4 protein-coding genes and 2 pseudogenes are annotated in these 11774 nt (G+C 61.8%); 4 read left to right on the top strand and 2 right to left on the bottom strand.

What is annotated here, in order from left to right; translation table 11 throughout:
* Window positions 1-80 precede the first annotated feature (80 nt).
* Window positions 81-689: pseudogene (locus tag ACT2FV_RS13060) on the bottom strand (Tn3 family transposase); the annotation flags it as partial.
* Window positions 690-1019: 330 nt separating this feature from the next.
* Between ACT2FV_RS13060 and ACT2FV_RS13055 the strand changes: the two are divergent.
* Window positions 1020-10118: a hemagglutinin repeat-containing protein gene (locus ACT2FV_RS13055; RefSeq protein WP_444504040.1), complete on the top strand. Its 9099-nt coding sequence runs from the start codon at window positions 1020-1022 to the stop codon at window positions 10116-10118.
* Here the strand turns inward: ACT2FV_RS13055 and ACT2FV_RS13050 are convergent.
* A complete protein-coding gene (locus ACT2FV_RS13050; protein ID WP_444504039.1) occupies window positions 10108-10620 on the bottom strand; it encodes a hypothetical protein in 513 nt (170 codons plus the stop codon). The two genes, ACT2FV_RS13055 and ACT2FV_RS13050, sit on opposite strands and share 11 nt — an antisense overlap.
* A 45-nt stretch (window positions 10621-10665) precedes the next feature.
* Here ACT2FV_RS13050 and ACT2FV_RS13045 point away from each other — a divergent pair, with 45 nt between their 5' ends.
* From ACT2FV_RS13045 to ACT2FV_RS13035, 3 genes and pseudogenes are all read left to right on the top strand, one after another.
* Window positions 10666-11277, top strand: coding sequence for a hypothetical protein (locus ACT2FV_RS13045; RefSeq protein WP_444504038.1), 612 nt, complete (start codon window positions 10666-10668; stop codon window positions 11275-11277).
* A complete protein-coding gene (locus ACT2FV_RS13040; protein WP_060310385.1) occupies window positions 11274-11546 on the top strand; it encodes a hypothetical protein in 273 nt (90 codons plus the stop codon). Before ACT2FV_RS13045 ends, ACT2FV_RS13040 begins: the two co-directional genes overlap by 4 nt.
* Window positions 11543-11752: pseudogene (locus ACT2FV_RS13035) on the top strand (ShlB/FhaC/HecB family hemolysin secretion/activation protein); the annotation flags it as partial. The gene ACT2FV_RS13040 and the pseudogene ACT2FV_RS13035, both read left to right, overlap by 4 nt.
* Window positions 11753-11774: the final 22 nt, after the last annotated feature.

Here is an 11774-nt window from a genome sequence, read left to right as displayed (position 1 = left end):
TAAATACCGCAGCGCCGCCCCTTCCGACCGAACATGCCAGAGGGTCGGCCGGGATTCGCGAAATTTTCGCCAAAAAGTACTTAAGCGGCTGATTTAAACGAAAAATATATTGACGGGTCGAGCGGCGGAGCTTTGCGATGAAGGCCCAGCAGATATGACCCGAGCCGATTGATGTGGTCGCGGCGATACGGCGACAGCGCCTGCAGTACGTCGGCGTCGACGGGATGCCCCTTCTCCTGCAGCGCTTTCAGCGTCCTCGACATCCATTGCACGTTGTAGAGGATCACCATGTTCGCGACAAGCTGGTTGTATTTGATGACCTTGCGCTGCTCGTGCCGGAGATTTTCCGCAATGACTTCGCCGCCGAACATCAGCCATTTCGAGAAGTCGTTGAACTGCTCGCTCTTGTTGGTCGCCGCGTGAATCGTTTGGCGCATCTCCGGGTCGTTGATGTAGCGCAGCAGGAACATCGTCCGGATCACGCGACCGAGCTCGCGAAACGCGAAGTACAGCTTGTTCTTCACACTCCCAGAGCCGAGCCGTCGCAGGATCGTCGAGGGCGTCATTCGGCCGGCCTTGATTGAGATCGCGACGCGGAGCATGTCCGGGAAATGCCGCTCGATCAAGGACCAATCGATGCTTGCGCGAAACAGTGACTCGATGTGTTTGTAGCGTCGGCGGCGATCGGGCTAGTAGCGCGGCGGCGTTGCTGCTGAATGACGCCGAAGGCGACGCCGGAGACATCGGGTTGCCGCGTATGGGATGATGCCGGCCTCTCAGGTTCTGGCCGGGTTCCCCGACCTGCTGGAACATTTTCAAGCCGACGCGTTTGCGTCGGCTTTTTTTCGTTCGGCTTTCCGCTGCACGCCAGCAACGTGCCTCGTCAATCGGACGCGTCTGAAAACCGGAATTTGTCTTTTTCCGTCAACGGCTTGGCAATTGTTGACAGTCGTCTTTCGGGGATTTAGTAAGCTCGCGCAAAATAATCCAACGAATAGGCGCGGGCCGCGTCGGCAAGAATGAACAAAAATACGCATCGCCTGGTGTATTCCAGGCTTCGGGGTATGGTGGTGGCCGTTGCGGAGACGGCGACCACCGAGGGCAAATCGGCTACTGGCGAGGCGCGCGCTCGCCGGCGCTCATCCACGTCGGGCGCACTCGCCGCAGTCGCGGGTATCACCGCGCTCGGCATGCTGCCTACGCTGTCCGATGCGCAAATCGTCCTAACGCCGGGCACCCCCACGCACGTGATCCAGACGCCGAACGGCTTGCCTCAGGTCAACGTGGCAGCGCCGTCGGGCGCCGGCGTTTCGGTCAACACCTACAACCAGTTCGACGTCTCGCGCGCCGGCGCGATTCTGAACAACTCGGCCACGACGGTCCAGACCCAGCAGGCGGGCTGGATCAACGGTAACCCGAATTACGGCGCGGGCCAAGCCGCACGGATCATCGTCAACCAGGTCAACAGCCCGAACCCTTCCCAAATTCGCGGCGCTTTGGAGATCGCAGGCGCTCGAGCGGAGCTTGTCCTAGCGAATCCTTCGGGCATTTTTCTCGATGGGGCGTCCTTTATCAATACCAGTCGCGCGACCCTGACCACGGGCGTGCCGTACTACGGTGCCGACGGCTCACTTGCCGGCTACAACGTCAACCGGGGGCTCGTGACGGTCGCCGGCGCTGGCCTGAACGCGTCGAACATCGACGGGGTCGATCTGATTGCGCGCGCGGTGCAGGTGAACGCCGCTGTCTACGCGAAGAACCTGAACGTGATTGCCGGCGCGGCCCAGGTCAACCACGACACGCTCGCCGCGACGCCGATCGCCGGCGACGGCCCCGCCCCGTCGGTCGCGATCGACGTGAGCCAGTTGGGCGGTATGTATAGTGATCGGATCTTCCTCGCGTCGAACGAGTTCGGTGTGGGGGTGGCCAACGCCGGCACGATCGCCGCACAGGCCGGTGACCTGACGCTGCAGTCGAACGGCCGGCTCGTGCTGACGGGCAAGACCACGGCGAGCGGCAACCTCGCACTGTCGGCTGCCGGTGGCATCCAGAACAGCGGCACGACATACGCGCAACAGTCGGCGTCGGTGAATACCGCCGCCGATCTGACGAACACCGGGACACTCGCCGCGCAACAGAATACGACCGTGAACGCGGGCAGCGTCAACTCGACGGGCACGCTCGGCGCGGGCGTGAACAACGACGGCTCCGTCGGACGCGGCGGCGATCTGAACGTGACGGCGTCGGGCCAGCCGAGCGCGACCGGCCAGAACGTCGCGGGCGGCAATGCGTCGCTGACCGGCGGCAACGTGAATCTCTCCGGTAGCCAGACCGCGGCGAACGGCAATCTGTCGCTGAGCGCGACAGCCGGCGATGTGAATCTCGCAAACGCGACGACGAGCGCCCAAGGGGCTGTCTCGGCGAACGCGTCGGGCACGGTGATCAACGATCACGGCAGCCTGTCGAGCGGCGGCAGCACCATGCTTTCCGGCGGCAGCCTCTCGAACCAGGGCGGCAAGGTCTCGTCGCAAGGCCCGCTGTCGGTCAACGTGGCCGGCCAGGTTGCCAACCAGTCCGGCGAACTGGTCTCCGAAAGCACGGCGGACGTGCGCGGTGGCGCCATCGCGAACAATCAAGGCACGATCCAGAGCGCCGGGCACGCGTCGGTCGACGGGATCACGATCGACAACACGGCGGGCCGGATCACTTCGCTGAACGGTGACGGGCTGACGCTGAGCGCAACCGGTCAACTGACGAACGCGGCGGGTACGACGGCAAACGGTGCGCAAGGCGGCGTCATCGGCGGCAACGGTGACGTGTCGGTCCAGGGCGCAAACGTTGTCAACCGCGGCGCGATCACGTCCAATACGAATCTGCGTGTTGCGGGCGAGTCGGTCGACAACGGTAGCGGCACGCTGCAGGCCGCCCAGGCCGTCGTGGTCGATGCCGACGCGCACCTGGCGAACAGCGGTGGTTCGATTGTCGGCCAGACGGCGACGCTCAGCGGCACGACGCTCGACAACAGCGCCGGCACCGTGCAGGCTGCTCAGGTCTCGTTGAACGCAACCGATGTCGTGAACCACGGCGGCACCATCACGCAGACCGGCGCCGGCGCAATGGCCGTCAACGTGTCGGGCACGTTCGACAATTCCAGCCGCGGCACGCTGCAGACCAATAGCACCGACCTGACGCTCGCGCCAGCAGTGCTGAAGAACGACGGCGGCACCATCACCCATGCCGGCACCGGCGCGCTGACGCTCGGTAGCCAATCCGGCTCGCTATCAAACGTCGGCGGCTCGATCGCGAGTAACGGCCGAGTCGTCGCGCAAACCGGCACGCTGAACAACGCGTCGGGCTCGATCAGCGCGCAGAACGGATTGGCGGCAACCGTCGCCGGCACGCTGAACAATGCAGGCGGCAAGCTGTTGTCGAACACGGACGTGAGCGTCACCAGCGGTACGCTGACGAACGACGGCGGCCAGATCGGTGCGGGCACGAACGCGACGATCCACACGGGTTCGATGACGAATCAGGGCGGCTCGATCGTCGCGCCGAACCTGTCGGTCTCGGCCGACTCGACGCTGGACAACAGCAGCGGCAAGCTCGAAGCGAACCAGCTCACGCTGACAGCTGCGAACCTCGCGAACCGCGGCGGCACCATCACGCAGTACGGTTCGTCGGCGATGGGCATGAACGTCAGCGGCACGCTCGACAACTCGGCCGCCGGCGTGATTCAGACCAACAGCACGGACCTGACGCTCGCCCCTGCCGAGTTGAACAACGCGGGCGGCACCATTACACACGCCGGTACCGGCACGCTGACGATCGCACCGGGCAATGGAGCCAGTGCGCTGAACAACGCGTCGGGTACCATCGTGACGAAGGGACAAGCCATCGTCAACGCAGCGACCTGGAACAACGCGAGCGGCATCCTGGCGGCGCAGCGCGGCATCAACGCCGCGATCGCGGGTGACGTCAACAATGCACAGGGCTTGCTCCGCTCGGACGCGTCGCTGTCATTAACGAACGGCGGCACATTATCCAACCGCGGCGGGCATGTCCAGGCGGGGCAATCGAGCGCGGGCGACACCAGCACGCTCGATATTCAATCAGCCTCGATCGACAACGCGGACGGCGCCATTGTCGACCTCGGTGCGGGCAAGATGACGGTGCAAGGCGGCAGCCAGATCGCGAACAGCCATGCGGGTGGTGTGTCCGGCATGGGCGCCATCACCGGCAACGGCGATGTAACGGTCAGCGCAGCGTCGATCAGCAACACGCAAGGTGGTCAGCTTAGCGGCGCATCGCTTCATGTTCAAGGCAATACTCTCGACAACAGCGGCGGCTCCATCGGCAACGTCACGAATTCGAACGGCGACGTGAGCGTCACGACGATCGGCGCAATCACGAACACGAACGGCCAGATCAGCTCGACGCACGACCTGTCGGTCGCGGCGGCCACGCTTCAAGGCGGCGGCACCTACAGCGCATCGCATGACGCGAACGTGAACCTGCAGGGCGACTATACGGCGGCGGCCGACACGCAGTTCAACGTCGGCCACGATCTCGCCTTCACGCTGCCCGGCACCTTCACGAACAACGCGAACCTGCAGTCGGTCAACAACCTGAGCGTCAACGCGGGCAACATCGTGAACTCGGGCGCATTGACGGCTGGCGGCCTGCTGCACACGCAATCAACCGACCTCACCAATACGGGCGCGCTCGTGGGTGCCAGCGCGTCGCTCAACGCAACCAATACGATCTCGAACCTCGGACCGACCGCATTGATTGGCGCGTCCGACAGCAACGGCACGCTCGAGCTCCTCGCGCACGACATCGAGAACCGCGACGACACGAGCGCGGCCGATACGATGGCCACGACCGCCATCTTCGGCATGGGCAAGGTCGTGCTGGCGGGCGGCAAGGACGCGAGCGGCAGCTATACGAACGCAGCGCTGGTGAACAACGCGTCGGCGCTGATCCAGTCGGAAGGCAACATGGAACTGCACGCCGACAAGATCACGAACACGCGTCGCGTGATGACGACCTCGACCAGTTCGATCGATCCATCGCTGCTCGGCCAGTTTGGGATTCCGATCAGCGGCCGAACGGGCCAGATCGGCGTGAAGGATCCGGACAGCATCGGCGGCGTCTACACCGAGCCGCCCCACGGTGGCCAGTGGAACAGCACGTACCAGTTCACGACCTACTATGCGGACAGCGCGACGGCGACGACCGTGACGGGCATCAGCGCGGCCGGCCAGATCGTGTCGGGGGGAAACATCGATGCGTCGTCGGTCGGCACGCTGCAGAATTACTGGAGCCACATCGCGGCGGTCGGCGACATCAAGATGCCGGCGCACTACGACGCGGACGGCTGGGCGGCGTCCGGCCAGAAACTGCCGGGCGTCACGGTCTCCTATTCCGGGCAATATCACTACAACAACTACGACAACTCGGAACACGACTGGCAGTTGCCGTTCGGCAATGCGCCGTTCGTGACGGGGCGCCCGGGCGGTTACACCCAGGCGGCGCCGGCATCGATCAAGGATTACAAACTGCCGAGCTACGACTCGACGTTGAGTTCGAACGGCACGATTTCGGGCACGGGTGTCAGCGTCAACAATACGGCGGGCAACGCATCGATTCCGTCGCTCGGCTTGCTGCCGGGGCAGTCGGTGCCGGGTCTCACCCCCACCAATCTGAGCGGCAACGCGAGCGGCGCGAAATCGGGTGCGTCGGCCGTGCACGGCGGTCCGTCGGCGCCGGTCGATCCGATCATCGCCAGCGCGACGGCGCTGAACGTCCTGAACAACCTCACCATTCCGCAAGGCGGCTTGTTCAAGCCGACCACGGCGCCGAATGCGAACTACGTGATCGAGACGAACCCGGCGTTCACGAACCAGAAGAATTTCATTTCGAGCGACTACTTCTTCGGTCAGCTTGGCGTCGACCTCACGCATATTCCGAAGCGGCTCGGCGACGGCTTCTACGAGCAGCAGCTCGTCCGCAACGAAGTCACGGCGCTGACCGGCAAGGCGGTGCTCGGGCCATACGCAGACCTGCAGACCATGTATCAGTCGCTGATGGCGGCCGGCGCGGATCTGTCGAAGTCCCTCGATCTGCCGATCGGCGCGAGCCTGTCGGCCGACCAGGTGTCGAAGCTGACCAGCAACGTGATCATGATGGAGACGCGTGTGGTCGACGGCCAGTCGGTGCTGGTGCCCGTCGTGTATCTCGCGAAGGCCAGTCAGCAGAACATCGACGGGCCGTTGATCAGCGCGACGAACATCGACTTCCAGAATGCGCAGTCGTTCACCAACAGCGGCACGATCAAGGCCGACAACACGCTGGCGATTCAGGGCAAGCAGATCGACAACGCGTTTGGTGCGCTGCAAAGCGGCGGGCTGATGTCGCTGAAGACCGAGAACAACATCGACCTGACGTCGGCCAACGTGAAGGCCGGCAGCCTGCAACTGGATGCCGGGAAAGACCTGATTCTCGATACGGCGACGAAGACGAACACGCGGGTGAGCCGCGACGGCGCGACGAGCGTGGTGACCACGCTCGGGCCGACCGCCAAACTCGACGTGGCGGGCGATGCGTTGATCACGACGGGCGGCAACTTCCAGCAGAACGCGGGCAACCTGTCGGTCGGCGGCAATCTCGGCATGAACGTCGGCGGTAACTGGGATCTCGGTGCGGCGCAGACCGGCGAGCACAAGATCGTGCAGCGCGCGAACGGCGTGTCGAATACCGACATCAACAAGGTGGTCGGCAGCTCGGTCACCGTCGGCGGGCAATCGAGCATCGGCGTCGGCGGCGATTTGACGGCGCGCGGTGCGCAGATCGACCTCGGTCAAGGTGGGACGATCGCGGCCAAGGGCAACGTGACGCTCGGCGCAGCGAGCGCGACGTCGACCGTGAACAGCAACAGTTCCGGTAGCGATAGCCACGGCAGTTACGCGGAGACGCTGCATACGTCGGATCAGGCGCTGACCGGCACGACGCTCAAGGGCGGCGACACGGTCACGATTGCGTCGGGCAAGGATCTCACGATCAGCGGTAGCACGGTCAGTCTCGACAAGGGCAATGCGAACCTGATGGCGGCCGGTGACGTGAATATCGGCGCAGCGACCGAAACGCATGAGCTGAACTCACACGAGACGCATAGCCACAGCAACGTCGTGAGCGGCGTGAAGGTCGCGAGCGGGATCGACCAGACGATGACGCTGAATCAGGGTAGTCTCGTATCAGCGGACGGTGTGAACATCGTCAGTGGGAAGGACGTCAATGTTCAGGGCAGTACCATCGTCGGAACGAACGACGTTGCACTCACGGCCGCGCGTAACGTGACGGTTACGACGTCGCAGGATACCTTGCAGTCGTCGAGCTACTACGACAAGAAGGAGTCCGGGCTGATGTCGGGCGGTGGCCTGTCTGTGTCGATCGGCAGCAGTTCGCTGAAGACGACCAGTCAGACGACCGAGGTGTCGAACAACGCCAGTTCGATCGGTTCGCTGAAGGGCAACATCAGCATCACCGCTGGAAACGACCTGCACGTGACGGGAAGCGACCTGATCGCAGCGAAGAATCTCAGCGGCACTGGCGCAAACGTGACGATCGACGCCGCGCAGGACACGAACCACCGCGGCGAGACGCAGGAAGTGTCGAAGAGCGGCCTGACGCTGGCGCTGAAGGCGCCGGTAATCGACGCGGTGTCGAATGCGGTGGGTCAATCGCGTGCGTCCAGTAATAGCCAGGATGGCCGTGCAGCGGCGCTGCACGGGATGGCCGCGGCCAGCGCGGCGTGGGATGCAAACGTAGCCGCAGGCGATCTGGTTAGATCGCTGGGGGCTGGCGAGACGCCGCAGTTCAAGGTCGAGGTCAGCGTCGGCAGCAGCCATAGCAAGAGTGCATTTACCGAGAACAGCGTGACGAATCGCGGCTCGAACGTGAATGCGGGCGGAACGGTGGCATTTGCGGCAACGGGGAACGGGCAGCCGGGTAGCGGCAATGTGACGATCGCCGGCTCGAATGTGAACGCAAACGACGTGATTCTGGCGGCAAAAAATCAGGTCAATATCGTCAATACGACGGATACCGATTCGACGCGCAGCACGAATGAATCGAAGAGCGCGAGCGTGGGCGTATCGGTTGGCACGGGTGGGTTCGGTGTTTCCGCTGCGATGTCGATGGCCAACGGCGACGGCAACAGCGATCTGGCCACGCAGAACAACAGTCATGTGAATGCGGCAAACGGCGTGACGATCATCTCGGGCGGCGATACGAATATCATCGGCTCGAATGTGAAGGGCAATCAGGTGAACGCCGATGTGGGCGGGAATCTGAACATCGCGAGTGTGCAGGATACGATGTCGAGCGCGGCGCATCAGTCGAGTTCTGGCGGCGGCTTCAGCATCAGTCAGGGCGGCGCCAGTGCGAGCTTCAGCCAGAGCAAGGGCAATGCGTCGGGCAGTTATGCGGGCGTTAATGAACAAGCCGGGATTCAGGCGGGTGACGACGGCTTCAATATCAACGTCACCGGCAATACCGACCTGAAAGGCGGGCTGATTGCGAGCGCCGCCGATGCGTCGAAGAATTCGCTGACGACGGGTTCCCTCTCCTTCTCCGACATCCAGAACCAGTCGCACTACGATGCGAGCTCGAGCGGTTTCAGCGCGGGCGCGACGACCGGCGACGGCGGGATGAACTACAGCACGCACGGCAGCGCGTCGGGCAAGAATGCCGGTGGTGCCGCGCCCATGCTCGGCCAGAACGACAGCGGCAGCGACAGTGCGACGACGAAGAGCGGCGTCAGCGCCGGAACGATCACGATCACGGATTCGGCGAACCAGAAGCAGGATGTGGCGAGCTTGAACCGCGATACGACGAACACGAATGGTACGGTTGCCAAACTGCCCGACATGCAGAATCTGCTGGCCAAACAGGCGGACATGATGGCAGCGGCGAGCGCGGCCGGTGAGGCGGTGTCTCGCCGGATCGGGGACTACGCGGACAAGATGATGAAGGACGCGGCGGCCAACGGTGACCAGGCAGGCGTCGATGCGTGGAAAGAAGGCGGAGCGAACCGCGCGCTGATGCAAGGTGCTGGCGCGGCGCTGGTGACGGGACTGGCTGGCGGCAACGCAGTAGGCGGCGCTGCCGGCGCGGCGATTGCATCGATCGCATCGGGCAAGCTGAACGAGCTCAGCAGCGCGATCGCTGGCAGCGATCCGACCGGCAACGCCAATATGAATCAGGCGCTGGGCAACATCGTGGCGAACGCGCTTGCGACGGGGGCCGGCGCTGTCGTGGGCGGTGAAGCGGGGGCGTTCTCGGGCTACAACGTGGATCGCTTCAATCGGCAGTTGCATCCGGACGAATACGCGGGGGCGAAAAAGGATGCGAAGATCGTGGCAGAGAAGCTGGGAATCAGCGTGCAGGAAGCCGAAGGGCGAATTGTGGCTGAAATCCTGCGCAATTCCGACGAGCAGACAGCAGAAGCGTCTGGCGGCAAACACGATTGGGAAATTCGTAGCATTGTTGGTTGCCAAAGCCTGAATTGCGACGGGTCCAAGAATGATCCCCAGTATGCGAATCATGATTACAACAGCCAGTACATCAAACCAAACCAGGACGCGTACAACGCCGGGCAGCAGCAGCTTGACACAGGGCTGACCGATGCAGAATTGCGTAATCAGAATATCGCATATGAACGTACTGGAAAAACCGCGATTGCGGCGACCGCTTGTATAGTTTCTGGAGGTACTGCATGTAAAGCAGCGGTGACTGGGCTTGGAATCACTGGTTTGATCAATTACGCTACGGGTAAGCCTGTTACCACAGCAGAGGCTATCGGCGGCTTTCTCGGTGGAGGACTCGGTGGAATCTATGGCGCAAACCTAAGTGCATGGGCCGGAGAAGCAAGTGGATGGATTGAAAAAGCTGTGCTGGGCGTAACCAAGGCTGCTCCTACATACGCAGGCAAGCAGACTGGAATTCCGCTCGGAAATGCTACTGGACTAGGTGGGTCGGTCGATCCGCTGGTTGATCCGGCAACGAATTCGTGGTGGGGGTTCAAGAACACTTTGGAAAACTTGGGAGTTAAGAAATAATGAACTTCGGGATAGGGGTTGTTTTTATTACTCTGGGTTCGATGTTCGTGACATGGCTTATGTTCGGCGCAAGAAAAGTCGAATCAAGAAAGGAAAAATTTTTGTATTGGCTTAAATCAACCGCATTCTTGTGGGTGGCATTGATTTTATGGGTATCGTATATGGAGCCGAATATTAGCCTCGCCATTTCAGCGGGAGTAAGCCTGGTTTTTTCGGCATTGGCGAATCTCTTGAGATCGCAGTGGATTTTTATGCTCCCTTGAAAAATAGACGTTGTTGCATCAATCTCGTGGCGAACGCGCTTGCGACGGGCGCGGGCGCCGCTGTGGGCGGTGAAGCGGGAGCGTTCTCGGGATACAACGTTGACCGGTTCAACCGACAGTTGCATCCAGAAGAAAAAACGCTCGCGAAACAACTGGCAGAGAAAGGCAAGGGCAAATATACCCAAGCGCAGATCGAAGATCAGATGCGCATTATGGGCGTGTCCGTGAACGGAATCCACGAGTCGGGAGCGCCTACAACCCTCGTAGGGACATCGCCGACTGACATGGGTGCACAATGGGTCGGAGCACCGGCTACGGCTGACGGCAAGATGGTTCTGACGCAGAAGACGGCGCCTGCAAATCCCGAATTGCAATCGTATATCGTGGCAAATGCTGACTCGGCGACGAACAGTCAGGTGCCAAGCCGGTTCAACTACGATCGTACCGCAAGCAGTGGATGGGGGTTCCATCTGACTGGACCGTTTACGAAATTCGACCAGTCGGATGCGAATTATGTGAAGAGCACAACCGCGGACACAGCCTCGATGGTGTCGAACACCGCAGGATGGATCTCATCCAGCGCTGCGACCGGGGCTGCCGTACCATCACCCTTAGCGCCGGCATTTGGAACGATTGCTTACGGAGCGACGGTAGTAGGTATTGCTGCGGATGCCACATCGCAATTGGTAAATCCGAATGCTGGCCAATACACTTATGAAAGCGCTTTGGCACTGGGCGGTCAGGTGATCGGAGACAAGGTGCCGATCGCATCGTTGGTCATCAATGGAGCGTCCGAAGCTATCAAGAAGCAACCGGTCTCAACAACGGTCGGAAACTGGATCGGCCAGCAATTGAATTCGATTTTTGGTCCGAGTGCCAACAAGGAAAAGAAATGAGATTGATCGAGGACGGTAATTTCGCAGGATGGCTAAGAGTTGTGCTTTTTCTGACGGGCTTAGCCTTGGCGTTGGCAGGACTTGGGCTCGACCAAATACCCCGCTGGATCAGGGCAGGGGCATTTCTCCTTGGTTTTGCGACAATGGCGCTTGGAGGGATTTCCAGTCGAGCACATATGCTGAAGATTAAGCCCTTCGACCGCAGCTACAAGAAGGCGCGAGATAGCTACAAAACGAACGACAACGAAGACGCTGACAAGTCAAAATGAAAATTGCTCTGCGACTGTCGCTCCTACCGGCCGCCACCTTCGTTGCGACCGGTGTGTTTGCACAGGAAGCTTCGCGCCTGGTAATTCCGGGCAACGACCAGCAAACGCGACAGCAGGAGGAGGCGCGCGAGCGCGAGCGCGCCGTCTCCTCGCCCGGGGTGCGTTCGGGCGTGACGGCGAGTGCCGGGTATCCGACGCTGCCGTCGACCTGTCGGTTGGTGGCAATCT

The sequence above is a fragment of the Burkholderia sp. PR2 genome (assembly GCF_052372875.1).
GTDB lineage: Bacteria > Pseudomonadota > Gammaproteobacteria > Burkholderiales > Burkholderiaceae > Burkholderia > Burkholderia diffusa.
This window is presented reverse-complemented; position numbering and strand designations above follow the sequence as displayed.

Coding starts and splice junctions, on each gene's coding strand:
- ACT2FV_RS13040 (WP_060310385.1), top strand. CDS start 11,274: ATGAGATTGATCGAGGACGGTAATTTCGCAGGATGGCTAAGAGTTGTG.
- ACT2FV_RS13055 (WP_444504040.1), top strand. CDS start 1,020: ATGAACAAAAATACGCATCGCCTGGTGTATTCCAGGCTTCGGGGTATG.
- ACT2FV_RS13045 (WP_444504038.1), top strand. CDS start 10,666: ATGGGTGCACAATGGGTCGGAGCACCGGCTACGGCTGACGGCAAGATG.